Source organism: Hyphomicrobium facile (assembly GCF_900116175.1).
Classification (GTDB): domain Bacteria; phylum Pseudomonadota; class Alphaproteobacteria; order Rhizobiales; family Hyphomicrobiaceae; genus Hyphomicrobium_B; species Hyphomicrobium_B facile.
Map to the genome: position 1 here is coordinate 480,080 of NZ_FPCH01000002.1, position 24,780 is coordinate 504,859.

At 60.1% G+C, this 24,780-nt stretch carries 19 protein-coding genes; 14 read left to right on the forward strand and 5 right to left on the reverse strand.

Features of this window, described 5'->3' with window-relative positions; all coding sequences use genetic code 11:
• Nucleotides 1-109: 109 nt before the first annotated feature.
• Entirely contained in the window at nt 110-1,372 is a 1,263-nt protein-coding gene (locus BM399_RS09270; RefSeq protein ID WP_342028744.1) for an ABC transporter substrate-binding protein, read from the forward strand.
• Here BM399_RS09270 and BM399_RS09275 read toward each other — a convergent pair.
• The gene (locus BM399_RS09275) at nt 1,360-2,130 is read right to left on the reverse strand and encodes a FadR/GntR family transcriptional regulator (RefSeq protein ID WP_244531173.1); all 771 of its coding nucleotides are present in this window, start codon (nt 2,128-2,130) and stop codon (nt 1,360-1,362) included. The two genes, BM399_RS09270 and BM399_RS09275, sit on opposite strands and share 13 nt — an antisense overlap.
• A 14-nt stretch (nt 2,131-2,144) precedes the next feature.
• The gene (locus tag BM399_RS09280; protein ID WP_143111390.1) at nt 2,145-2,918 is read right to left on the reverse strand and encodes a hypothetical protein; all 774 of its coding nucleotides are present in this window, start codon (nt 2,916-2,918) and stop codon (nt 2,145-2,147) included.
• 412 nt (nt 2,919-3,330) lie between these two features.
• On the opposite strand from BM399_RS09280, the gene BM399_RS09285 reads away from it, so the two are divergent.
• The 10 genes from BM399_RS09285 (at nt 3,331) to BM399_RS09330 (ending at nt 14,849) form a co-directional block, all read left to right on the forward strand.
• Nucleotides 3,331-5,124: a trimethylamine N-oxide permease gene (locus tag BM399_RS09285; RefSeq protein WP_092867341.1), complete on the forward strand. Its 1,794-nt coding sequence runs from the start codon at nt 3,331-3,333 to the stop codon at nt 5,122-5,124.
• 101 nt (nt 5,125-5,225) lie between these two features.
• Nucleotides 5,226-5,828 (forward strand): dimethylamine monooxygenase subunit DmmA family protein, encoded by a 603-nt coding sequence (locus BM399_RS09290; protein WP_092867343.1) that lies wholly within the window; start codon nt 5,226-5,228, stop codon nt 5,826-5,828.
• Nucleotides 5,825-6,787 carry a PDR/VanB family oxidoreductase gene (locus BM399_RS09295; RefSeq protein ID WP_092867345.1) on the forward strand — a complete coding sequence of 321 codons (963 nt, stop codon included), beginning with the start codon at nt 5,825-5,827 and terminating at the stop codon, nt 6,785-6,787. The genes BM399_RS09290 and BM399_RS09295 overlap by 4 nt, the downstream gene beginning before the upstream one ends.
• Nucleotides 6,788-6,824: 37 nt before the next feature.
• A complete protein-coding gene (locus BM399_RS09300) occupies nt 6,825-7,865 on the forward strand; it encodes a heme-dependent oxidative N-demethylase family protein (RefSeq protein ID WP_092867347.1) in 1,041 nt (346 codons plus the stop codon).
• A 65-nt stretch (nt 7,866-7,930) separates the two neighbouring features.
• A complete protein-coding gene (locus BM399_RS09305) occupies nt 7,931-9,058 on the forward strand; it encodes an aminomethyl transferase family protein (protein ID WP_092867349.1) in 1,128 nt (375 codons plus the stop codon).
• 58 nt (nt 9,059-9,116) lie between these two features.
• Complete coding sequence (locus BM399_RS09310) at nt 9,117-10,478, forward strand: NAD(P)-binding domain-containing protein (RefSeq protein ID WP_092867351.1); 1,362 nt, start codon at nt 9,117-9,119, stop codon at nt 10,476-10,478.
• 93 nt (nt 10,479-10,571) lie between these two features.
• Entirely contained in the window at nt 10,572-12,923 is a 2,352-nt protein-coding gene (locus BM399_RS09315; protein ID WP_092867353.1) for a trimethylamine N-oxide demethylase, read from the forward strand.
• Between the two features lie 112 nt (nt 12,924-13,035).
• Nucleotides 13,036-14,025 carry an acrylyl-CoA reductase (NADPH) gene (gene acuI / locus BM399_RS09320; RefSeq protein WP_092867355.1) on the forward strand — a complete coding sequence of 330 codons (990 nt, stop codon included), beginning with the start codon at nt 13,036-13,038 and terminating at the stop codon, nt 14,023-14,025.
• 40 nt (nt 14,026-14,065) lie between these two features.
• Nucleotides 14,066-14,458, forward strand: coding sequence for a tautomerase family protein (locus BM399_RS09325; protein ID WP_092867357.1), 393 nt, complete (start codon nt 14,066-14,068; stop codon nt 14,456-14,458).
• Between the two features lie 19 nt (nt 14,459-14,477).
• The gene (locus BM399_RS09330) at nt 14,478-14,849 is read left to right on the forward strand and encodes a tRNA-binding protein (RefSeq protein WP_092867359.1); all 372 of its coding nucleotides are present in this window, start codon (nt 14,478-14,480) and stop codon (nt 14,847-14,849) included.
• A gap of 45 nt (nt 14,850-14,894) precedes the next feature.
• On the opposite strand, the gene BM399_RS09335 is transcribed toward BM399_RS09330, so the two are convergent.
• Nucleotides 14,895-16,658 carry a PQQ-dependent sugar dehydrogenase gene (locus BM399_RS09335; protein WP_092867361.1) on the reverse strand — a complete coding sequence of 588 codons (1,764 nt, stop codon included), beginning with the start codon at nt 16,656-16,658 and terminating at the stop codon, nt 14,895-14,897.
• Nucleotides 16,659-16,719: 61 nt separating this feature from the next.
• Nucleotides 16,720-17,682, reverse strand: coding sequence for an NHL repeat-containing protein (locus BM399_RS09340; RefSeq protein ID WP_092868140.1), 963 nt, complete (start codon nt 17,680-17,682; stop codon nt 16,720-16,722).
• 452 nt (nt 17,683-18,134) lie between these two features.
• Here BM399_RS09340 and BM399_RS09345 point away from each other — a divergent pair, with 452 nt between their 5' ends.
• The gene (locus BM399_RS09345; protein ID WP_092867363.1) at nt 18,135-19,136 is read left to right on the forward strand and encodes a FecR family protein; all 1,002 of its coding nucleotides are present in this window, start codon (nt 18,135-18,137) and stop codon (nt 19,134-19,136) included.
• Nucleotides 19,137-19,177: 41 nt separating this feature from the next.
• Here the strand turns inward: BM399_RS09345 and BM399_RS09350 are convergent, their stop codons facing one another.
• A complete protein-coding gene (locus tag BM399_RS09350) occupies nt 19,178-21,352 on the reverse strand; it encodes a CHASE2 domain-containing protein (RefSeq protein ID WP_092867365.1) in 2,175 nt (724 codons plus the stop codon).
• 326 nt (nt 21,353-21,678) lie between these two features.
• Here BM399_RS09350 and BM399_RS09355 point away from each other — a divergent pair, with 326 nt between their 5' ends.
• Nucleotides 21,679-22,923, forward strand: coding sequence for a PQQ-dependent sugar dehydrogenase (locus BM399_RS09355; RefSeq protein WP_244531174.1), 1,245 nt, complete (start codon nt 21,679-21,681; stop codon nt 22,921-22,923).
• Nucleotides 22,924-23,218: 295 nt separating this feature from the next.
• Nucleotides 23,219-24,772 carry an amino acid permease gene (locus BM399_RS09360; protein ID WP_092867367.1) on the forward strand — a complete coding sequence of 518 codons (1,554 nt, stop codon included), beginning with the start codon at nt 23,219-23,221 and terminating at the stop codon, nt 24,770-24,772.
• Nucleotides 24,773-24,780 lie beyond the last annotated feature (8 nt).

Here is a 24,780-nt window from a genome sequence, read left to right on the forward strand (position 1 = left end):
GCAAGCCGCCAAGAAGTTGATCCAGTGTTTCGACAGTTTTCAAGCCCGGTAAAGCCAGGCCATGGCCGTTAGACCCAGAAGCGCCGTCGCATCGGCTCTGGCGGTTGCAATGAGGGACTTCGGACTCGGTTCACAAACGGTTCTGAAGATCGGCATCCTCGCTCCGCTGACAGGACCACTCAAAGCGTGGGCATTGCCGGGATTCAACGGCAGTCTCATTTGGGTCGAGCGGATCAACGCTGCCGGGGGCCTGAAGGTCGGCAGCCGGAAATACAAGCTCGAACTCATCCAGTTCGACACCAACTATCAGCCTGACCTGGCGCTTCAAGGCGCACGGAAGCTGATCATGGAGGATGGCGTGAAGCTCATCCTCATGATCGGCGGCAACGACCTGACGGCTGAAGTCAGACGGCTCATCAGCCAGCATCGCATGCTCGTCGCGACGCTTCTGCCGAGCGACCTGTCGCCGGACGTGCCGACGCTCGTTGCACCGAGCGAAGTCCATCCAATCTACAACGTGACTGGCGTCGAGTGGCTGAGGCGGAAACATCCGGAACTCAAGACGGCGGCGTTGTGCGCGCAGCGCGATCTTCTCGGCCTGCCGTCCATCGCGACCTACAGAGCGGCATTCGAAGCAGCCGGCATCGAGCTTGTCGCCGAGCGCGTATTCGAACCGGAAACGAGCGATTTCGGGCCGATCGTCGACGAACTTATGGCGAAGAAGCCGGACATCCTCTGTTGGGATACGGCGTACGAGCCCTTTGTGCATTCGCTTACGATCGAAGCATTCAAACGCGGCTTCCGCGGCCGCCTTCTGTCCTGCACGTGCGACAACTATCCGGAGCTCATCCGGCGCACGAGCGTCGAATTCATGGAAGGCTTCGTCTTCCAGTTTCCGGATTTCGACGATCCTCGCCTCAACGATGGCCATACGAACTTCGAAGATCCCGGCAAATTCTACGAGGAGTTCTGCCGCCGCTTCCCTGGAACATGGAGCGCGGTGTCGTGGGAATACGCCTCGACGCTGGAACTTTGGAAATCAGCCGTGCAGCGCGCGCGGACGTTCGAGCCGTTCTCCGTTCTCGCGGCGATGAAGGTCGGCGGCATCGGTCCGCACGCTTTCGGCGAAGCCAGATGGTGGGGAAAAGATCTGTTCGGGATCGACAATGCGCTCGTCGGAGAATGGCCCGTCGTCGCGATCGTCGACGGCAAGGCGCGAATTCAGGAGTTCGGCTCGATCGCGGACTGGTGGTCGAAACACCGGTCGATCCTCGTCAAGCACATGCGATCAATGAACCTGATGTGGGATCAGCGCGAACACCTCGCCGCTTCCGCCGAGACACTCGATCGTTTGACGGCTCAAGACTCGTAGATCATGTCCTCGTGGGCGTTGGCGAAGTAGAGCCTGATGATCTCTACGGCGGTCTCCACGTTTCGCCTCTCGATGGCATCATAAAGCGACCTGAACATCAGCTGGATGCTCTTGATTTTCGCCGGCGTCAGTGCCTGCTGGCGGGCCGACGCCCATTGCGGATGGCGCCGCACCTCGTGCAGAATTGCGTACATCGCGACGATCAGCGAGTTATGCGTGCCGCGGGCGATGGCCATCATGAATTCCTCTTCCAACATCGCGAACGTGTCGGATTCGGTGACGATCGCTTCGAGTTGGATGAGCTGATTTTGAAGATCGGCGACATCTCGCGCCGACATGTAAATGGTCGCGAGGCGCGTCATCTCAGGCGCCAGGATGGAACTCGCGATATTCATCGCGAACGGCGACGCGGTCTCGACGAGCTGGTCGACGGCGGGAAACGACGAGGTGCGCTCATCCCTGCCGTCGTGAGACGAGCGCTTTCGTTGATATGAAACGAAGGTGCCGCTTCCCGGACGGCGGGCGACGATCCCGTATGTGGCCAAGAACTCGAGCGCCTGGCGTATCGTCGCCCGGCTGTCGCCGAATGCATCGGCCAAGTCCCGCTCGGCCGGAATTCGCGTTCCGAACGGATATTCCCCCGACGCGAAGCGGGCGAACAGGCGTGTGGCGATCTCCTTCACCCGCGGCGTGACGAGCGGATGGCGCGTGACATCGTCGATCCAGGGAGGCGCTTCAAAGTCGTAAGTGTCAGACATGATTTCAGCTCAAGCTAATGTGGCATTCCAATTTCAGAGCGGGCCTTTTCGGTTTTCCGCAGATGACGAACTGCAGAAAATGTCTGGGGCCCAAGCAGTGCGGTGAGCGCGACGGCGGCTTCCAAAGTCGCGCAATCCTCGGAGAGAGCAGTCGAAAGCGTGTTCTGGCGATGGGCGAAATCTGCAGCTTTCGCTGCGTAGCTCGAAAAGACAGATGCATCCGTTGCCGGCTCAGCAGGCGTCGCAAGCAGGCGAACTTCGGGTGAGCCCGGACCCAGGATGTCCTTGAGCATCGCCGTCAGGTCGCGCGCCTGAAGAGTCACGCTTTCGGATGCCGGATCACCGGCATCGACAATGAGAAGATTGAAGCGGGTGATGGCGAGCGCTGCTTCCGCGAGCTGACGATATCTCTGGCGGCGCGGTTCGATCAGCGCGTGCGGGACCTTCGTTGCGAGGCGGAAGTGAAACGAGGTCGCGCCTGTCATCGGGACGTCAAGCGTTGCGATGCCGGCGATAACCAGCCGCCAACCCTCCTCCGCTGTGCGAAAGGCGTGGCGTGCTTCGTGTGCGTTGCCGAGAATGATGTGCGCGACGCCGGCGTTCGAACGGCTTGCAGCGAGCAATGGCGCCGGAGACGGGGCGCCCTCGGCAATCGCCGCCGCGCGAATCCACAAGCGCGCAGCATCATCGATCTGTACGCGTGCCATTGCCGCGAAGGCATGCAGGCTCTGATCCGTCCAAGTCCCAATCTCAGCCACGCGCGCCTGCAATTCCGATTTATGAGGCAATTGCCAATCCCCAATTGGGAAAAAAGATGCCTCTCTCTCAACCAGAATGCAACCGGATTCAACCAATGCAAGCCAATATAGGTTCGCACCTGCGATATCGCGTCTAACTGCGTTTAATATCGATGAAATCTGCATTTCGTGCCTGCGAAATGATCAGCGTAGTTTCTTTTTGGTGACTTTTTTGACTTGCGGGTAATTCGCCACCCCGTAACATGGTCACGTTGGGCTAATTGCGGTAATTACTGGTTTAAATTGGTTTATGTCGCAAAATCATCTGGTTGCGTCACGCCAATGCCGGGCCCGACGGGGGATCGTGCTTTTTGCTTCACGCGGCAGCGCCGCTTGTGCGCCTAGCTCGGGGATCGATTGCTGCACGAAGTTTTATCAATGAGCAGGCTCAGCTGGAGCGATCATGGCCATAGATACTGGAGTGCATACTTCGGGCAGCGCGTTTAGCGCGTCGTCCGGCAAACTCGTCCGAGCTATCGACTGGAGAGGAGCGTTTTGGGTCGCCAGCGGCGTCCCGGCCCTTGTCCTGTTTTCCATCGGAGGCATCGCGGGCGTAGCGGGAAAAGTTGCCTTTCTCGTCTGGTTCGTCTCGATGCTCATGGGGCTCATCCAGTCCTTCACATACGCGGAAATAGCCGGCCTCTTCCCGAACAAATCGGGCGGCGCCTCGGTCTATGGCGCAGCGGCATGGGTGAGATATTCCAAGCTGATCGCGCCGTTGTCCGTCTGGTGCAACTGGTTCGCGTGGTCGCCCGTGCTCTCGCTGGGGTGCTCGATCGCAGCCGCGTATATTCTTAATTCACTGGCAGCCGTCCCACCGGCTGACGCGCCGCAAGTCGCCGCCTGGGTCAGTGCTCATGCCGCGTCGATCCCGCTCGATTCTCCTCGCGTCGCCGAGTGGATCGCGGCGAACCAGGGCAAGACGGCAGCGGACGCAGTCGCGGCACTCCTTTCAACGGATGCCATCGCCGCGCTGACGCCGGAGATCCGCAATTGGTCCCTCTTCCACGGGACTCTCGGGCCCGTGTCGTTCTCGTTCAACGCCGCGTTCTTCATCGGCGCGGTGCTCATGCTGATCACGTTCGCCATTCAGCACCGAGGGATTCTCGGCACCGCCAGCGTTCAAAAGTATATTGGGCTCGCGGTGATCATACCGATGTTCATCGTCGGCGTCGTGCCAATCCTCACGGGCCAGATCAACTGGTCGAACTTCACGCCGCTCGAACCGCTCAAAGCCGCCTATGCTCCAGAAATGGGCCATTGGGATATCCCGGGCTGGACACTCATTCTCGGCGCCATGTTCATCGCCGCGTGGTCCACGTATGGATTTGAAACGGCGATTTGCTACACGAGCGAATTCCGTGATCCGGGCCGCGATACGTTCAAGGCGATCTTCTATTCGGGCCTGCTTTGCCTCGTGCTCTTCACGCTCGTGCCCTTCACCTTCCAAGGGGTTTTGGGTCTCGAGGGTATGCTCGAGCCATCGATTGTCGATGGTTCCGGCGTTGCGGCGGCCATGGCCAACATGGTCGGCCACGGTGGAATGCTCACGAGCCTGCTCGTCATGCTCATGATCCTGGCGCTCATGTTGTGTCTGATGACCGCGATGGCCGGATCATCGCGCACCCTATACCAGGGCTCGCGCGATGGCTGGCTGCCGCGCTACCTCAGTCACGTTAATGAACATGGTGCACCGACGCGCGCGATGTGGACCGATCTCGTGATCAACCTTGCGGTCCTCGCGATCGCCTGCGCCGACGCCACGAGCTTCTTCTTCATCCTCGCCGTTTCGAACTGCGGTTACATCATCTTCAACTTCCTGAACCTCAATTCAGGTTGGATCCACCGCATCGATAACGCCGGCGTCCATCGTCCGTGGCGCGCACCGGGCTTCGTGCTCGCCATCGGCGCGGTGTTCGCGTTCGTCAATGCCGTCTTCATGGGCGCGGGAGCGAAGGTCTGGAACCCCGTCGCATTGTGGGCCGGGCTGTTCACCGCCTCGCTGATTATTCCGGTGTTCTGCTTCCGCCATTACGTGCAGGATAAAGGCGTCTTTCCTGCCCACATGCTGGAGGATCTCGGACTGACGCAGAGCGACTTGAAGACGCGGAAGGCCGGGGTGCTTCCCTATCTCGTTCTCGCCGCTGGCTTGCTCGTCGTCCTGGTGTCGAACTGGTTCTTCCAGCTGCCTGCCTAGACAAATTGCAGGTCGGGGCGGTTTCCTCCGCCGCTCCGATCTGCTCTGATCACTTTCCGCAGGTCCCAGGCATTCGGCCTGACGGATTTAGGGAGCAATTAATGACGGTAAGCACTATCAAAAGCCGGCCTATCTATCCGGGTCTCAGCCCGGATCTCAATGCGCGACGCAATATCATCGTCTGCGACAAAGCGGGTGCGGCGGCGGTCGCCGAGTTGTTTTCGCGCGCCGGCAGCGCCTTTGCGGAGCGGGCGACCATCATTCTGGCGGACAGCCTGTCTGCTACCGAGACCCAAACGCTCAGTCGCGATCTTGCGCCGGCTGCGGTCGAAATTCAGCCAACTCTTGCCGACGGCATCGCGCGTCTGCGCCAACTCCTTGAAACTGCGCCCATGGGCTTGCGCCTTTACGCTGCCGGTTCCGAACCTCTCATCGGTCTCGTCGTGCAGGCGGGCCTCGATTTCTCAATCGATCACTTGTCGATCCGGACCGAGCATCGCGGCTCTCTCAAGCGGCGCGTTCAATGCGTCCATTGCAAGACGTTCATCGAGGACGTCACGACGAACCCGGTGAAATGCACTGGTTGCGGGCTCACGCTGCTGGTCAGAGATCACTATTCCCGCCGCCTCGCCGCCTTCCAGGGCGTATGCATCGACGCGGAAGTCCCCGGCGAAGTTCCTCCGACGGAGGCCTTGTACCTATGAGCGGAAATCTTTTACGGCGCGTTCGGGTCGCCGAGGTGGAACGTGTGGCGAACCGCATCAAGCGCTTTCGCCTAGTCGACGCCGATAACGCTCCGCTGTCGGAGTTTTCCGGCGGATCTCACATTTCTGTCGTCATGCACGCGGGCGACCGTCTCTTGCGTAATCCCTACTCTCTCATGGGAGCGCCCTCAGATACGTCGAGCTATCAAATCAGCGTTTTGAACGTCGAGGATTCCCGCGGCGGCTCGAAGTTCATGCATGAGAACGTCTCCGTCGGCACGGAACTCGAGATCGGGCAGCCGCTCAATCTCTTTCCGCCGGCCAAGCTTGCGAAGAAGCATGTGCTGGTTGCGGGCGGCATCGGCATAACGCCTTTCATGTCGATGATGAACGAACTCGACGGGCTGCATTCGGACTTCGAGCTGCACTACGGCGTTCGCTCGCTCGAAGACGGCGCCTACTGCAAGTATCTGCAATCACGCTACGGATCGCGCGTGAATATCTATCGCCAGGACCAGGGTCAGCTGATCCCGCTCGAGCGCATTCTGGGCGACCAGCGGCTCGGCACGCATATGTACGTCTGCGGGCCAAAGCCAATGATCGACTGGTCATTGCAGACAGCAAAGCTGCTCGGCTGGCCCGACGAAAACGTGCACTCCGAACAATTCAGCGCTCCACCTCCGGGTAAGCAGTTCCTCGTGAAGTTGGCGCGGTCGGGCCGCGAGGTCATCGTTCGCGGCCACCAAAGCATTCTCGAAGCACTCGAAGAGAATGGGGTCGACGCGCCGTTCCTTTGTCGCGGCGGCGCTTGCGGTCAATGCGAAACGCAGGTCGTCGCGTGCGACGGCTTCATCGAGCACAACGACCATTTTCTCACCGAGCCCGAGCGCGTGAGCGGCAAGAAGATCATGATCTGCATGTCTCGCATTCAAACAGGATCGATCACTCTCGATCTCTAAAGAACAATTCAAAAATTCCTATCCGGGAGATCATGGTATGGGACTGACATTTAGAAACGAGACTTTTCGCGACGACTTCACGTACACGAATAGTCCTTCCAACATCCGGCGGTTTCCGTTTCCTTTCGTCGAGGATCAGTACCGCTATTCGGTCAACATCGAACCGCACACGCCGGGTCCGAAGGGGTCTCCCTTTGAATACCACTTCGATGTCGACGAGCACTACGTTTCGGAAATGCGCGATCGTGCGATGGTTCTCGCCGCAGATCCGCTGCGTTGCCAAGCTCTGCCGCACATGATGACGGCGCAGTGGGACATGCTCGAGCTGCTCATGACATCGCTTGCGCGCGATTATCCCGAGCACTTCACGCTCCATCGCGACGGCTCGGCGTGGCATTGGATCAATCGGCCGCTCGGCATCGACCAGAAGTTCACGTTCCTCGATGCGAGCACGCTGCCCTACCAGCCGATGGAATTCATCGGCCGTCAAGTGCAGGGCGATTTCTCGATCCAGGACCAACGCGACAACCAGCTCTGGATGGATGCGGGCATCATCACGTCACAAGCCGACTGGTCGCTCGATTTCGACGTCGGCATGAACTTCTTCGAATGGCACGGGCCGGTACCGCTCGCGCACGAGGCCGGCGTTTTCGAGCGCGCTTTGAAATTTCTTCTCAATCTGCAGATCGGCAAACCGGTTCGCCGCCTGAACTGGACGATGACGATCAATCCGCGTCTCGATACGAGCCCTGAGAACTATCACAAATGGGCCAGCGATCGCATGACGGTGACGCCGGAGAATGTCGGCAAGAAAGTGCATCTGCGCGTCGAGATGCAGGGCCTCTTCAGGCTGCCCCGATCGAACGCAATCCTGTTCTCGATCCGCGGCTATCTAATGAGCTTCGAGCAGATCGTTACGGTGCCGAAATGGGGGCGCCGCCTGCCGCGCGTTCTCGCTTCGCTGCCGCCTGAACTCGTCGAGTACAAAAGCCTCGGCCGCTACCGCGACATGGCACTTGCATACCTTGCACCATACGACGACGGCGCTCCGACCTCACCTGGCGGAGGTCCCGACTAAGAGAACCGAGTTGAAGAAAAACCCCAAGGCAGAAGCGATCAAAAAACAAGCAAGAGGTAGCTCTCATGTCCCTAGCCGATTTGCCACGTCAGTCCATTCTCAACGATCGCCATCGGGCGAACGGCGGGGATCTCGAATCCGTGTCGTGGAACAACATGCCGCTTCCGCAAACGTACGCGACGGATCCCTATGTGGAAGTCGAAGCCGTTCGTTGCCGGGCGGGGCTCTTTGACGTCTCGTCGCTGCAGTTGCTGAACGTGTCGGGTCCAGACGCGGAGAAGCTGCTCAATTACGTGCTGACCTCCGACATCTCCAAAGCCAAGCCGGGCGACTCGCATATTTCCAATATCGTCAATGAAAATGGCGGGTTGATCGACGACGTTCTCATCTACGTCGACAGCCCGACCGAGTACCGGCTTTCACACGGAGCTGGAAAGCTCGAAGAGGCAATCCGCGCACTCGCACCGAAGTACGACGTCAAAGTCGAGCGGGATGACGATGTGCACGTTCTCGCTTTGCAGGGGCCGCTTTCGCTCGAAATCCTCGCGCCGCATACGCCGATGAACCTCGCCGGGCTCGGCTACTTCAAGCACGGAACGTCGACGCTGTTCGGAACGCCGGTGCGTCTCGCTCGCGGCGGCTATTCGGCCGAGCTCGGATATGAAGTTTTCTGCGCCGCCAAGGACGCGCACAAGATGTGGGACTCGATCCTCGCTGCCGGCAAGGACAAGGGCCTCATCCCGGTGTCGTGGGCATGTCTCGACATCGTGCGCGTTGAAGGTGGCTTGTTGTTCTTCCCGTGCGAGATGACGAATGAAGATACGACGCCTTGGGAAGTGAAGGCCGACTGGACTGTCGATCTTTCGAAGCCGGATTTCATCGGCAAGAAGGCGCTCGTCGAGAAGAAGGGCAAGGAACGCAATTTCGTTGCAGGCCTTGAAATCGATCACACGAAGGCCATCGCGCCCGGCTCCAAGATCACGGCGAACGGCAAGCAAGTCGGCGTCATCACCAGCACGACCTACAGCAAGCATCTCATGAAATCGATTGCCTTGGCGCAGATCGAACCCGCTTACACCAAGCTCGGCACCGAACTCGTCGTTCATGACGGCGGCGACTGGCCGGCGACCGTGGTGCGGATGCCGTTTTACGATCCTCTGCGCCTTCGCACGCATCCCCGCGACAAAGCCTGATCCACCTACCTACGCAGTCAGAAAATCCTAGCGAATTGATTTTTCGGAAGGACACCAAATGGCAGAGCGAATAGCTATTATCGGCGCCGGCCCGAGCGGTATGGCGGTTTTGCGCGCGTTCGAGAGTGCCCGGCGCAAGGGCGCGGATATCCCCGAGATGGTCTGCTACGAGCGGCAGAAGGATTGCGGGGGTATTTGGAATTATACGTGGCGCACCGGAACGGATGAGTTCGGCGAGCCGGTTCACGCAAGCATGTATCGCTATCTTTGGTCGAACGGACCGAAGGAATGCTTGGAGTTCGCCGACTACTCATTCGAAGAGCACTTCGGACGTCCGATACCGTCGTTTCCGCCGCGGGCCGTGCTGCACGACTACATCAAAGGCCGCATCGAACGCAGCGGCATCATGCACTACATCAAGCTCAGCACCGCGGTTCGCAACGTCACCTTCAACGAAGAGACGCAAAAGTTCACCGTCACGGTGAAGGATCTCGTCGCCGATACGCTCACATCATCGGAATTCGACTACGTCTTCTGCGGCAGCGGCCATTTCTCGACGCCGAACATTCCGGAATTCCCCGGTCTCACCCACTTCCTTGGGCGCACGTTGCATTCGCACGACTTCCGCTCGGCTGACGAGTTCGCGGGCAAGGACGTTCTTTGCGTCGGCGCGAGCTACTCGTCGGAAGACATCGGCATTCAGTGCCACAAATATGGCGCCAAGTCCGTCACGTTCTCGTGGCGCACGAGGCCGATGGGCTTCAAATGGCCCGCCCGCATGGACGAAGTTCCCTTGCTCGAGCGCGTCGAAGGCAAGACCGCCATCTTCAAGGATGGCACGAAGAAGGACGTCGACGCGATCATTCTGTGCACGGGATATCTGCATCACCATCCGTTCATGGAAGACTCGCTGCGCCTCAAGTCGCGCAACCGGCTCTATCCGCCGAACCTCTACAAGGGCATCTTCTGGATCGACAATCCGAAGCTGATGTACATCGGCATGCAGGATCAGTTCTATACATTCAACATGTTCGACGCGCAGGCTTGGTATGCGCGCGACGTCGTACTCGGACGCATCAAGTTGCCATCGAAGTCGGATATGTTCGACGACATCCAGAAGTGGACCGAGATGGAAGAAGCGATCCCGGATGCTTCAGGCGCGATCGACTTCCAGACGGAATATATGCGCGATCTTCTCGCTCCAACCGACTACCCGCGCCTCGACGTCGACGCCGTCGCGAAGATGTTCAAGGACTGGGAGCATCACAAGATGGATGACATCCTGACCTATCGCGACCGTTCGCACAAATCGGTGCTGACCGGCACGCTGGCACCAGTCCACCATACGCCTTGGATGAAGGCGGCCGACGACTCGATGGAGGCGTTCCTCAATCAGCCGAGCAGGGTAGCTGCGGAGTAGCGGGTCTCTCCCCTCAAGAAGCAAATCGTGGATTGGCCGCATATGCGGCCAGTCCACATCTGAGGTCATGCTCTTTAGCGAAATGAGGACAAGATGAGCGAAACTGTTCTGACGTCCCCCGCGCGCCCGAAACTTTTCGTTCCAGGACAATCTTCGCTGGCGCCCGGCGTCGAGCGCTACGTCCTCAAAGGCGGCGGCACGGCCGTCTTCGAACTCGACAAGGGTGATCGCGTCGAACTCAGTCCGCTCGAAGGCGGACAGGGCGTGGAAATCGCGGCGTTCGCGCCGGGAGGCAAAAGCGATCTCGAGGCGCTCGGTCTCAAAGGACGCGGCAAGCCTACGGGCATTCAGCGGGCTCTCGGAGCCGACAGCGAAGACGCGCAACGCGTTCGCTTCGGATTGTTCAGGAGGGGTCTCGATATCGGTGGCGTGAAAGCTGCGAGCGTGCTCGGGCCGGATTGCGTTCCGGGCGATGTCGTTTCGCTAGATGTTGAACGGTCCGTTCTCGCCGTCTTCGGTGCGCCCGCCGAGCCCATGATCGTATGGGAGCAGACGCCGGCGACCGACATTCTGGTCTTCATTCTGCGAGCCAATCCGCGGCTTCTGAACGAAGCGAAGCTGCCGGAGCCGATCGCCGAGCCGCGTCTCGACATCCGCATCAATATCTCGAGCGCCGAAAGCTTCGAAGTTCACGAAGGCGAGTACATCCAGATCATCGATGTGGCCGGGCGGCAGTGCTCGGACTTCCTGGCCTTCAACCGCCGCGCCCTCGATCGCGGCGAAGTCTTGGGGCTCGACTCGACGACGACACGGTCAATGATCGGCGCCGCTTATCCGAAGCCCGGCCTCTATTCGAAATTCTTCGACAGGGATCGCAATCCGCTCGTCGAAATCGTGCAGGATACGGTTGGGCGCCACGATACGTTCAATCTGGCATGCACGACGCGCTATTACGAGGACATGGGCTACTTCGGCCATCCAAACTGCACCGACAATTTCAACGATGCACTCAAGGATTATCCCATCGGCAGCTACAAGGGCTGGCCGGCGATCAACTTCTTCTTCAACACCAACGTCGACTGCCACAACAACATCTGGTCGGACGAACCGTGGTCGCGTCCCGGCGACTACGTGATGATGCGCGCGCTGACGGATCTCGTCTGCGGCACATCATCGTGTCCGTCCGACATTGACGCCTCCAACGGGTGGAACCTGACCGAGATACACGTTCGGGTTTATCCGAAAGACACATCCTTCAAGCGCTCGATCGGATATAGAATGGCACCGGATGCTCCACTTCAGCTGACAAGAGAATCGGGATTTCACCCGCGCACGTCGGCCCTCACCCGCAACTTCGGTGAATACCGGAATTTCTGGGTGCCTCACTGCTATTCGAACGCAGGCGCCATAGATGAGTATTGGGCGTGCCGCGAAGGCGCGGTCATCATGGACCTCTCGCCTTTGCGGAAGATGGAAGTACTGGGGCCGGACGCCGAGCAGTTCCTGCAAGGCATCATCACGCGCGACGTTCGCAAGCTGGCCGTCGGCCAAATCTACTATACGCCGATGTGCTATGAGCACGGCGGGATGGTGGACGATGGAACGCTATTCCGGCTTGCCGAAAATAATTTCCGCTGGATCGGCGGCGACGATGCGAGCCTCATCTGGCTTAAAGAGCAGCTCGCCAAAACCAACTACAAAGTGAACCTCAAGACGGCGACATCCGAACTCAACAACGTTGCCGTTCAGGGTCCGAAGTCGCGGGAGATTCTTCAGAAGATCATCGAGACGCCGCCTGGCCGGCCGACGATGCAGGAACTCGGCCTATTCCGCTTCACGATCGGGCGCATCGGCGGCGTTGCAGGCATTCCGGTTCTCGTCTCGCGGACGGGATATACGGGCGAGCTCGGATTCGAAATCTTCTGCCATCCGAAGGACGCGCCTGGCGTGTGGGATGCTGTCATGGCTGCGGGCGAGCCGTTCGGCATTCAACCGTTCGGGTTCGATGCGCTCGACATGGTTCGCATCGAGGCTGGGCTCGTCTTTGGCGGTCACGATTTCGATTCAACGACAGATCCGCTCGAAGCCGGCATCGGCTTTACGGTGCCGCAGAAAAAGGAAGAGGACTACATTGGCAAGGCCGCGATCGAGAAGCGGCGCGCCAATCCGCTCCGGAAGCTCGTGGGCCTCGAAATCCAGGGCAACGAAAAACCCGCGCACGGCGATCCGGTGTTCGTCGGCCGCGCGCAGGTCGGCGCTGTGACAAGCGCGATGCGCTCGCCGCTTCTTAAAAAAACGCTTGCGTTCGCGCGGGTGGACGTCACGCATTCGGCGACGGGGACCGCGCTTGAGATCGGACGTCTCGACGGACTACAGAAGCGTTTCAAGGCAACGGTCGTGCCGTTTCCGTTCTACGATCCGGAGAAGAAGCGCGTTAAAATGTAAGGCTTCGCATATCTCCCATGCGAAAGTGACGGCTGCCAGCAATGGCGGCCGTTTCGCGTCTTGCCTCCGATGACGGCGAAGAGTAAACGGCCGAACCCCTCGGAGGCACGAGATGTTCAAAGCAATCCTGATTGAGAAAGACGGCGAGCGCGCCACGCCTCGTCTCGCGGAACTCGATAAGCAGTCACTGCCTGAAGGCGATGTGACGGTGCGCATCAGCCATTCCACACTCAACTACAAAGACGGCCTTGCTATTACCGGCAAGGGTCCGATCGTCCGTTCATTTCCGATGGTGCCGGGCGTCGACTTCGCGGGGATCGTCGAAGAGAGCAGCAACGCGCGTTTCAAACCGGGCGACGCGGTCGTGCTCAACGGGTTCGGCGTCGGCGAATCTCATTGGGGCGGGCTCTCGGGCTATGCACGCCTCAAAGGCGATTGGCTCATTCCGCTTCCCAAAGGCTTGAGCGCTCAGCGCGCGATGGCGCTTGGCACGGCAGGATACACAGCGATGCTGTGCGTGATGGCGCTCGAACGTGAAGGCGTCACGCCGGACAAGGGCGAGATCATCGTAACGGGTGCGGGCGGCGGCGTCGGCGGCGTTGCCGTTCTCATTCTGTCGCGGCTCGGCTATGACGTCGCCGTCTCGACCGGCCGTGTCGAAGAAGCCGAGTACTTGAAGGGCCTCGGCGCGAAGACGATCATCGATCGCAAAGCGCTTTCAGAGCCCGGCCGGCCGCTTCAAACAGCTCGCTGGGCGGGCGCCGTCGACAGCGTGGGAAGCCACACACTTGCGAACGTCTGCGCGAGCATGAAGGACGACGGCGTCGTCACTGCGTGCGGCCTTGCGCAGGGTCTGGACTTCCGGACGACGGTCGCTCCGTTCATTCTGCGCGGCGTTACGCTCGTTGGCATCAACTCCGTCTACCGCTCTATTGCGGATCGCGTTACGGCTTGGGAACGTCTCGCCCGCCAGATCGACTTCGGCAAGCTCGACGGTATGACGCGCACCATTCCGCTGGAGCAGGCCATCGATGCCGCGCGCGATCTGCTCGACGGAAAGGTGCGCGGCCGTCTCGTTGTTTCGATTGGCGATCAGTCCTAAAGAACGTCTTTCGGCACTCTTAGGTCCAAAGGAATATTCCATGCCGTTCTTGCGATTTGATCTCATCAAGGGGCGCACCGAGGCTGAAATTGCAACGCTGCTCGACGCGGCGCACGACGCGATGCTCGAAGCCTTCAAGGTGCCGGTGCGAGACCGCTATCAAATCGTCCATGAGCACGAGCCGAGCCGCGTGCGGATCGAGGATACGGGCCTTGGCATCGAACGCACGCACAAAGTCGTGCTCGTTCAGGTGACGAGCCGGCCGCGTACGACTGAAGAGAAGCAGACATTTTACCGGCTTCTGGTCGAAGCACTTTCCAATCGCTGCGGCATCGCGCCGGGCGATGTGATGGTCAACTTCGTCATCAACACCGACGCCGATTGGTCGTTCGGAAATGGGGAAGCGCAATTTCTGACAGGCAAGCTCGGGTAAGCATTACAGAGACAGGACGATGCATCTCCTTCACGATTCCAATGCGCCTGCGGCGGCGACGATCACGTTCGATCAGTTTCTTGCGGTCGATATTCGCGTCGGCACCATCGTTGCCGCCGAGCCTTATCCGGAAGCAAGGAAGCCGGCGCTGAAGCTCAGGATCGATTTCGGCAACGGCATCGGCGTCAAGCAATCGAGCGCGCAGATCACGCGTCATTATGATTGTGCGACCCTCGTCGGACGGCAGGTCGCGGCGGTCGTGAATTTTCCGCCGCGGCAGATCGGCAAGTTCATGTCGGAAGTGCTGACGCTCGGCTTTCCGGATGAGAACGGCGAGGTCGTGATGTTCAAGCCCGACATCAAGGTGCCGAACGGCGCGCGCCTGTTCTGATTGGAAGAAGAGCGCGCCGCCCGCACGGCCGCGCGCCCTTCGTTCCTACTTCTTCTGATGTCCGAGCGCCCAGACGTAAGCGGCGACGGCCTTCACATGATCATCAGACAACTCGACGCCACCCTTCGGCGGCATTGCGCCGGGATGCTCTTTCGGTTCGGGCACGCCTTCCAAAATCGATTTGGTGATGCCCTTGACGCTGCCGTCGCTCCATAGCCATTTTCCGGACGTCAGATCGGCGCCGACCGGACTGCCCACGCCGCCCGCGCCATGACATCCGGCGCATGTCGCGCCGCCGACGTCACCATCGAAGACTTTCTTTCCGAGCGCGACTTGATCGGCAGTCGAGCCCGGCGGCACGGGGAGCGCCGCCAATGCTCCGGCCTCGGGATGAATACCCTCCGGCGGCAAAGCCTGGCCTGAGTTGGCCGTCTGGGTCTGAACTTCCGGTGCTGCATCGAGGGTCTTCGATTTCGGATCGCCGGAATAGGTGACGCGCCAGATGCGGCCGTTCACGTCGTCCGAAATATAGAGCGCGCCGTCCGGGCCGACGGCAAGTCCCGATGGCCGGTGCGCAGCGCTGCCCGGATCCTTCTTAGCGCCGGCGAAGCCGTCCGCAAAGACAATGAACTTGTCCGTTGGCTTACCATCAGCAAACGGCTGATAGACGATGTTGTAGCCGCCTTGCGGACCGGGCGCGCGATTCCACGAGCCGTGAAATGCGATGAACATGCCGTTGCGATAGGGTTCGGGGAATGACGAGGCCTTGTAGATCTTCAGGTCGTTCGGCGCCCAATGCGCCGGGAACCACGCGACGTGCCCGAGCTTCTCGGCGCATCGCCCTACCTTCTTGCCGCCATCGCCACCGTATTCCGGAGCCAGCACGAGCTTCTGCTGCTCGCCGTCGTGGTAACAATACGGCCAGCCGTAATCGCCGCCCTGCTTCAGCGCGACGACGACTTCAGCCGGCAGATCGAACCCCTGTTGCGCGGAGTAAAGCTCCGGCCAATTCTCATGCAGCTGGTCGCGCCCGTGCTGCGTTACGTAGAGCTGACCCGCGGAATCGAAATCGAAGCCCTCGCCGTTCCGGATGCCGGTTGCATAACGCTCGGCGGGTGAGAACTTCTGGCCAAGCTTGTTGGCGTCGTATTTCCAGATGCCCGCCCGCGTCTCCAACTCGACGCACGGCTCGTGACCTTTCGAGTGCGGCATGCGGTTCTTGATTTCGCAGTTGTTGGTTGCGGAACCCATGCTGACGAAGAGATTGCCATCGGCGTCGATGATGAACGGGTGCATCGGATGATCGCCGTTGATGGGCATGCCGGTGAGAACGGTCTCGGCTTTGCCTTCGGGCGCGATCTCTCCGTCCTTCAGCGGAAAACGATCAATGCGATCGTTGATCTCCGCGTATACGTAATTGTTGTAGAGAGCGATGCCGGTGCCGCCGTGGCCGCCTTCCCGCTGCGTTTCGCCGAAGCGCTTGACGACGTCGGCAGTGCCCGTGCCCTTCGTATCCTTCAATGCAACAACGAAGCCGCCCGGCGGCAAATCGTTATTCTTGTAATAGACGCCGCTCCACGTGTTCACGAAGACGGTGCCGTCCTTGCCGACCGCCATTTGGCGGGCGTGGCCGATGTTGTCGGCGAAAACGGTCGCGCAGAACCCCTTCGGCAGGCTGAGGCCAGCATTGCCGCTCGGGCAAGTTTCGGCGCTCGCCTCGGGTGTGCCTGCAAATTGCAAACCGAGAGCGAGCGCGAGCGCTACCGGCGCGGCAAAAACTGCAGCGCGCTTTGTTACGGCAGGTTGCATGGCTGAACTCCTGTACTTTGAAAGATTGAAGCTGCCCGGACGGAAGTCCGGACAGCATTGTTCAGTTGCCAATCGTTACCGGCACGGCTTGGAACGGCAGCTTCGGCGGCCCATTCTCCTTGGGCGAGAAAAGATGATTGAGCTGACCTTCACCGACCCAGACCGTGCTGCCGATCTTCGCAAGAGACGTCGGGCCGTTGAGGCCATCCTTCAAGGTTTCGAGCGTGACTTTGTCGCCGTCCACGATCACCCGATCGAGCGTCCCGGTACCTTCCACCATCAGGAACGTGTTGCCGTCGAGCTGGCGCAGAGCATCAGGGAACTTCAGTGGGCGTGATGTCGCCAACTTCGTCACGGCGCCGGGCACGCCGTCCTTGACGTCGATGCGGAAGAATTCACCGCCGCCATAGGTGTTGACGTAGAGATTGCCGTCGCTTCCCAAGGCTATGCCGTCGAGGCCCGCGCCGTTCTTCGGAACGAGCAGATCGTTCTCGACCCAGACTTCGAGCTCTTTCGCGCCGGGCTTCAGCCGCAAGATCTGCGGAGCTGCGGTGTTCGTCACATACAGCGTTCCGTCGGCGGCAACGACCATGTCATTGCAGACTGTCGCCTTGCCCGGAAACGCGGCGCTGAGCTTGCCTTCACCTGTCGCGAGGTCGAAGCCCTTCAGATGACCGCCGGGAACCTTTGATGGCCCGGGAACGCCCAAGTTCGAAAAATCGTTGGAGCAAACCCAAAGTGTTTTCGATGGCTCATCGACCAGGACGCCGAACGTCGAACGCGTATCGAATGCTCCGGGCTTGATCCACATTTCAGCTTTCGACGCTCCGGGCTTGACGCGGGCGACGCCGCCGGAGGCCAGGCTGCTGATGTAGATCGTTCCATCGGACGCCGCGGACATACTTTCGGGGTAGGCTTGATCGCCCGGGATTTCGATCGGCTTCAAGTCATCGGCAATCGCGTGTGTGGCGACTATGAGAACGCCGATGCAGGCAAAGGCGGCCAGGCCCCTAGATAGCTTCATGATTACTCCCTCGCCAGGCAGCGGCCCGCCGTACCGTGCCCATGCGTTCTGCAAATTTGTCTGGTCATCGGCGGTATTGGATATGGGTTGGTGGGATTGATCGGCTTCCGCGAGTCGGCGCTTGCGTTCCAGCAAGTCCCGCATGCATCAACCGATGAACGTGCAAATGGTTCGCGTTTTTTCTGAACGACGGCATTTGGCCCGCAATCTCCCCGTTTGGGGCAATTTCAAAACGACGTTCGGGAAACGCTCACTGATTACAGTTGACGTCATAGCTTAACTGCTATTTCGAAACTATTGAGAATGAAAGGATCACGGCTCCCCCCTCGGCGCTCCTGTCACGCAAGGAACAACACATGACGCGGAGCATCCGCTAGACGAGCCCACAAAGCGCAACTGTGCTATTCATCAGGCGCATAGCCTTCGAGCCGCCGATTTTGGGGACCCTTGCCATGTCGAGACCTTGGAAAAAACTCGCGATCATCGTGGTGACCGCTACGGCGAGCACTCTCGCCAGCCATCCGAGGCCCGCGCATGCCGCATCGGGCGAGCGCATCGGCGATGCCGTCGTGATTACCAATATCGTCATGGCAGATTACGCGGAAAAGCAGCGTAAGCTCGCGCGCGGCGACGACGTTCGCCAGGACGAGATCATCGAGGTCAACACGGATGCGCAAGGCGAGTTCAAGCTCGACGACGACACGAAGCTTGCGCTTGGGCCCGGCTCGCGGCTCGTGCTCGATAAATTCGTCTACGACAGCGACAAGAAAACGGGCTCGATCATTCTCAACGTCGCGAAGGGCGCGTTTCGTTTCATCACGGGCGTCGCCGCGAAACCGACGTACGTCATCAACACGCCGAACGCATCGATAACGGTTCGGGGGACGATATTCGACTCTTACATATTGCCGGACAAGTCGGTGTGGGTGCTGCTTCACGAAGGCGCGCTCGAAGCGACCGGCAAAAAGAATGTCTGCCGCGTTCTCGACCGGCCGGGACAGATGATGCACATCGCAAGCGACGGGACGGTCACAGGGCCTTTCAACTGGTCGAAGCTTCCTGACGGCAATGCCGTTGCGTTCGATACGGCGTTCCCGTTCGTCATCAATACGCCGTCGATCGATCCCAACCCGCTTTTGACGCGCGCACAAATCATCGAAGCATCGTTGCCCGACGCCCCGGCGAAAGATTGCATCAACCCGCATTCGCCAATCGAGATTCAGAAGCCGGTCAAAACACGCAAAGCCGAGACGCCGCGTAAAGAGCCGAAGAAGCAGAAGGTTGCGACGCAGAAGCCGACAAAACCGCGCAATGGAGGATACGGTGACGATTGCCCGGGTTGCATGACCGGCATGGGCATCGTCATCGGCGGCGGCGGAATGGGCGGATTCGGTGGCCATCGCGGCGGCCGTGGTGGCAGCGATGGCGGCAACTACGACAGCAGAGGCCGCTGATGCCCGGCAGCAGACGCTTTCGTCCCTAGGCGATCATCGCATCAAGTCGCGATCTTCTCACTCGCGCAGTTGCGATAGTAGGTGACCATGTCCTCGGGCGCGACGCGCATGCAGGCGGCGAGAGCTTCCTCAGTTCGTCGTGGCTCGCCACCCTGACGGGCAGCAAGAAACGCGACATGCGCGTTTCGTACATCGAGAAACGCTTCGGATGCGGCATAGATCTCGTCTCCGAGCAGAGCGAAGACGTTTTCGGGGCGATCCTTCCCGCGGGGTGTGACGGAGCCTAGCTCAAGGAATGCGAACTGCGGGGCTTGCGCTGCCGTCCGCTCGCCGACGACGATCCTTGCGCCGAACGTCTTCGTTGCTTCCTCGAACCGTGCCGCGACGTTCACAACGTCGCCGAGAACCGAATAGTCGAAGCGTTGCGGCGAGCCGACGTTGCCGACCACGCATTCTCCCGTGTTCAAACCTATGCCCATACGCACCGGCATGAACGGCACACCGGCCGCCACGGCCTCCGCCTTCAGCGCGTCGTTCAGAGCTGCTAAGCGATCGAGCATTGCGAGTGCGGCGCGGCAGGCGTTGCTCGCGTGGTTGGCGTCATGGACCGGCGCATTCCAGAACGCCATCACCGCGTCGCCCATGAATTTGTCGATCGTGCCGTTATGGCCGAGGATGACATCCGTCAGCGGCGTGAAGAGCCGATTGACGAAACGGATCAATTCGTCCGCCCGCAGACCTTCCGATATTTTCGAGAAACCGCGAACATCTGCAAAGAGAAGCGTGATTTCGCGTGTCTCGCCGCCGAGTTTCAGCTTATCGCGATTTCTTGCGAGTTCTTCGACCAACGGCGCTGCCACGTAATGTCCGAATGCCGAGCGGATTTCGGCGCGCTGAATTTCGGATTTGATAAAGCTCGTCAGCGATACGCCGAAATAAAGGAGCGCCACGGAGAGCGAAGGATATACGGGGTCGAACAACAATCCGGCGCGCGAATATGCGAGCCAGGAGAGCAGAATAATGAACGCGATCGACACCAGTCCGGCAATTGCCGCGACCACCGCACCCGATCTTTCTATCAGCCAGGCGACCAGCGCGCCTATTACGATCAGAAACGCGATCTCGGCGCCTGTGGCATAGGCTGGGCGGAGGAGGTGATCGCCGGCCAGCATTTGCTCTAGCGCCTGAGCATGGATTTCTACGCCCGGAACAGCAGGCTCGAGCGGTGTGGCTCTGAGATCGAGAAGGCCGGTCGCGGTCGCGCCTATGATGATGTGGCGGGATTTGATGTCGCCGGATTTGACGGTGCCGTCGAGTACACTCAACGCCGATATCGTGCGTCGCGGATCGCCCGGCGCGAACTTCAGCCAAAGCTCGCCGCGCCCGTCGGAAGGAAGAACCGTTTCGCCAACGCGGATGCTTTCGATGCCGGTCTTTTGTCCGAGCGCCTCGACGCCGCTTCCGCCCGAGGACTTGATGAAGATCGTCGATTGCTTCGTGCCGACCCGGAGCGCTTCAAGCGCGAGCGAGGGATAAACCGCGCCGCCGATCGACACGAGCAGCGGTATCCGGCGCAAGACCTGATCGCTGGACGGCAGCCAATTGACCGCGCCGATGCCCCGGGCCGCCTTCGTGAGGTTCGGGAGGTTCTGCACTCCGCCGGCGAAGCTATGGACGAACATCAGCGGGTCGTCTCCGGCAAAGGATACGGCTCCGGGATATGGTGCTATCTTGCTGGTAACATTGGAATTTCCGGCCACGCCCAGGACTACCGGCGCGCCATCGATCGCCGCCGCGAGCCGTGCGTCGTTGGACGAAAGCCGCCCGAGGCTCGCGATCGCTGCCGCCTGCCCGGCGTCGTCCATCAAGGTCCGCAGAAGGACTTCAGGCGAAAGCCGGTCCGGTTCGGCGAAGACCATGTCGAACGTGACGGATGCGGCGCCAGCTGAGACGAGTTTCGACACAAGGTCTGCAAGTCTGGTGCGTGGCCACGGCCATTGGCCGACCGCTGCGAGCGAGGCCTCGTCGATCGCGACGATGCGTACCGGAAACGACGGGTCGACCTGACGTGGCGCCGCGCGGAGGTAGGTGTCGAAAGCGGAAAGCCTGAGACGCGCCACCGGCTCGGGGTCTGCGATACGCAGTGCGAGACAGGCCGCGAGCAATGCGACGGAGATGAGCAGTGCGAGCGGCAGACGGCTCAATCCAGCATTCATCGGCCAGCATCCATTGGTTGGGCGAACGAGTCATTTGAGGGTCAACTTCGGCGACGGCCACGACGAGTTGAATCGCGCAACTCTCGCACGCGCACATAGCGCGGCATAGTGCCCGGCGCGATCGTCGCGTGCGGTCGAGGATCTCCCGCATCCGTGCTGCGAATTCGGCGGAGTCGAACGAAGCCAATGTTTTTTCGGGCCGATTTAGACCGCTCTGATGAATTGGAAATTCATCTTTTGGGCTTGCTCGCGCCAATTTTCTGCATAGTCTTAAATGTATCACAAACGGCCGAAGAGCCGGAAGACAAAGGGAAAACGGGGGCATTTTGGACAGCATCACATCGGCCCTCGGGCGGGCTTTCGGCGTTCGTTCCGGATTCGCGACTGCATTCTTCGCTGCTCTCATGATTGTTGCACCGGAACCCTCCCGAGGCGAAATCGGAAGCGAAGAGACGCGTATCGATTCACTGCCGCCCCAGTCCGATATTCACGAGATTCCGGACGGCGATTTCCCATTCAACCTGCGAAAAATAGCCGACAAGCTGGAAAGCCCCTGGTCGATCGGCTTCCTGCCGGACGGCCGCATCCTCGTGACCGAGCGGCCGGGCCGCCTTCGCATGATCGAGGGTGACGAGCTCTTGCCGCTTAGAATCGCAGGCGTACCGACAGTTCTTTCGGGCAGTCATTCGGGCCTCCTGGATGTCGTCGTCGATCCCGAATTCCAGAAAAATCACCGGTTGTTTCTGTCCTACATGCACGGGACGCCGGACGCAGCAACGATACGGATCTCCAGCGCCGTCCTCGACGGTATGACACTCGTCGACAAGCAGGTCATTTTCGAAAGCCGGCCGGCGGCGAAAGGGCTCGATCAAATCGGCGGGCGCCTGGCCTTCGGCCCCGACGGCGCTCTTTATTTGACGATCGGCGATCGCTTCCAGAAGGAGCGCGCGCAAAACCTGCTCGATCATGGCGGCAAGATCATCCGGATCAACACGGATGGGTCGATCCCCGCAGACAATCCGTTCGTCGGCCGCAGCGACGTGCTGCCGGAAATCTACAGTTACGGGCATCGCAATCCGCAAGGACTGATCGGCAACGTCGGCGACGGGCAGCTCTGGTCGATCGAGCAGGGTCCCAAAGGCGGCGACGAACTCAACCTCGTCACCGGCGGCAGCAACTACGGCTGGCCGCTCGTTACGTACGGCGTCAATTACGACGGCTCAATCATTTCGGATAAGACGACCGCCCCCGGTATGGTCGACCCAATATATGTGTGGGTTCCGTCGGTCGCCACGGCCAGTCTCGTTTCCTACTACGGCAACGTCATGCCCGACGATTGGCGCGGCGACTTCCTGATCGGCTCGCTCGTCGGGGAAAGTCTCATCAGGCTCCGCATGGATTCGGGCAAAGTCGTCAAAGAAGAACGCTATCTGCACCATGCGATCGGGCGCATTCGGGACGTCTCGGTCTCGCCGGACGGCTACATCTATCTGCTGACCGATAGCTCAGAAGCATCCGTCTACCGGATCGAACCGCTGACCGATCAGATCGCCAAGGCGAAACCGCAATAACCGGCGGGCAGTTCGGCGAAACCGGGTTTTGCCAAAGGCTTGGCGTTGCCAAGGGCTTGGCTGGCAATCGGCGACGCAAGCCGCTTTCGTCTGCCAAACGAACGGGGCGCGCACAAACGATGTGCAAGTGGAAAGACCGCTTGCACACTGTTTAGCCCTGCCTACCGATTGACCTTTTGCGGGCTTCCGACCAAACTGTACGCGGAAGAATTGGACGCCGTCACGCTCGAGTGACGACAAGCGTCACGTCGCCCAAGATTTCCCAAAGGGAATGACTTTCTTGGGGACCTCACACATGTCATCCGAATCAAAAGTGGTCGATGAGGACGTAAAAGTCCTTCATTCGATGGGCTACGCGCAGGAACTCTCCCGGCGCATGCACGCTTTCTCGAACTTCGCTATCTCGTTTTCCATCATTTGCATCCTTTCCGGCGGCATCAACTCGCTCGGACAGGCGACCGCCGGCGCGGGTGGGGCGGCAGTCGGATTGGGATGGCCCTTGGGCGTTCTGATTTCCGGCGTGTTTGCAATGGCTTTGGCGCAAATCTCGTCGGCCTATCCGACCGCCGGCGGCCTCTATCACTGGGGCTCCATCTTGGGCAACCGGTTCACCGGCTGGCTTGCTGCCTGGCTCAACCTGCTCGGCCTGATCACGGTGCTCGGCGCCATCAACGTCGGCACATTCTACTTCTTCTTCGGCGCGTTCGGTCCTTACTTCGGCGTCGAAGACACGCTGACCCATCGCGTGCTGTTCATGGCGCTGATCACGGGCCTGCAGGCGCTCGTCAACCATCTCGGCATCGGCCTGACGATGAAGCTCACGGACTTTTCGGGCTACATCATTCTGTTCGGCGCCGTGGCCCTGGCGGCGGTTTGCCTGATCTTCGCACCGAGCTACGACATCTCGCGGCTGTGGACGTTCTCGAACTACACGGGCACGGAAGGCGCTAGCGGCGTCTGGCCGAACGCGGTTTCGCTGAGCATGGCGTTCGCGCTTGGCCTGCTGCTGCCGATCTACACGATCACGGGCTATGACGCTTCGGCCCATACGGCCGAAGAAACCGTCAACGCGTCGATGGCTGTGCCTAAAGGCATGGTTTCGGCCGTGCTGTGGTCGGGCGTTTTCGGCTACATCATGCTGTGCGCGTTCGTGTTGATGATCCCCAACATGGACGAAGCCGCCAAGCAGGGCTGGAACGTTTTCTTCTGGGCCATGGATCAGCAGGTTCCGCCGGGCGTCAAGAATGCGATGTACGTGCTGATCTTCGTGTCGCAATGGCTCTGCGGCCTGGCGACCGTCACATCGGTATCGCGCATGTTGTTCGCCTTCTCGCGTGACGGTGGCATTCCGGGCATTTCGGGCGCGCTGGCGAAGGTCAGCCCGAAATACCGCGTGCCTCAGAATGCGATCTGGTTCGGGGCCTTGCTGGCAACCTTGTTCGTCTGGTTCACGTCTGCGATCACCATCGCGGGCACACCGGCTTACTCGATCGTCGTTTCCTGCACGGTCATCTTCCTGTTCCTGTCGTTCGCGGTGCCGATCGCGTTGGCGCTGTTCAAATACGGCGGCCCGAGCTTCCCGAAGCCCGGTCCGTGGGACCTTGGCTCCGGCCTCTTCAAGCTCGTGTGCGTGCTGTCGCTGATTTCGATGGCCGTCATCTTCTACATCGGCATCCAGCCGCCAAACGACTGGGCGCTCGAAATCACGATCGGCTTCATCGTGCTGTCGCTTCTGATCTGGGTGCTGTTCGAGAACCGCCGGTTCAAGGGCCCTCCGATCGGCGCGGACATCGCACGGCGCGCGGCTGAGATCAAAGCAGCCGAGGCGGCGGTCGGCGAAGGCCAGTAACGGGTCAA

Coding starts and splice junctions, on each gene's coding strand:
- BM399_RS09270 (WP_342028744.1), top strand. CDS start 110: ATGAGGGACTTCGGACTCGGTTCACAAACGGTTCTGAAGATCGGCATC.
- BM399_RS09275 (WP_244531173.1), bottom strand. CDS start 2,130: ATGTCTGACACTTACGACTTTGAAGCGCCTCCCTGGATCGACGATGTC.
- BM399_RS09285 (WP_092867341.1), top strand. CDS start 3,331: ATGGCCATAGATACTGGAGTGCATACTTCGGGCAGCGCGTTTAGCGCG.
- BM399_RS09290 (WP_092867343.1), top strand. CDS start 5,226: ATGACGGTAAGCACTATCAAAAGCCGGCCTATCTATCCGGGTCTCAGC.
- BM399_RS09295 (WP_092867345.1), top strand. CDS start 5,825: ATGAGCGGAAATCTTTTACGGCGCGTTCGGGTCGCCGAGGTGGAACGT.
- BM399_RS09300 (WP_092867347.1), top strand. CDS start 6,825: ATGGGACTGACATTTAGAAACGAGACTTTTCGCGACGACTTCACGTAC.
- BM399_RS09305 (WP_092867349.1), top strand. CDS start 7,931: ATGTCCCTAGCCGATTTGCCACGTCAGTCCATTCTCAACGATCGCCAT.
- BM399_RS09310 (WP_092867351.1), top strand. CDS start 9,117: ATGGCAGAGCGAATAGCTATTATCGGCGCCGGCCCGAGCGGTATGGCG.
- BM399_RS09315 (WP_092867353.1), top strand. CDS start 10,572: ATGAGCGAAACTGTTCTGACGTCCCCCGCGCGCCCGAAACTTTTCGTT.
- acuI (WP_092867355.1), top strand. CDS start 13,036: ATGTTCAAAGCAATCCTGATTGAGAAAGACGGCGAGCGCGCCACGCCT.
- BM399_RS09325 (WP_092867357.1), top strand. CDS start 14,066: ATGCCGTTCTTGCGATTTGATCTCATCAAGGGGCGCACCGAGGCTGAA.
- BM399_RS09330 (WP_092867359.1), top strand. CDS start 14,478: ATGCATCTCCTTCACGATTCCAATGCGCCTGCGGCGGCGACGATCACG.
- BM399_RS09335 (WP_092867361.1), bottom strand. CDS start 16,658: ATGCAACCTGCCGTAACAAAGCGCGCTGCAGTTTTTGCCGCGCCGGTA.
- BM399_RS09340 (WP_092868140.1), bottom strand. CDS start 17,682: ATGAAGCTATCTAGGGGCCTGGCCGCCTTTGCCTGCATCGGCGTTCTC.
- BM399_RS09345 (WP_092867363.1), top strand. CDS start 18,135: ATGTCGAGACCTTGGAAAAAACTCGCGATCATCGTGGTGACCGCTACG.
- BM399_RS09350 (WP_092867365.1), bottom strand. CDS start 21,352: ATGAATGCTGGATTGAGCCGTCTGCCGCTCGCACTGCTCATCTCCGTC.
- BM399_RS09360 (WP_092867367.1), top strand. CDS start 23,219: ATGTCATCCGAATCAAAAGTGGTCGATGAGGACGTAAAAGTCCTTCAT.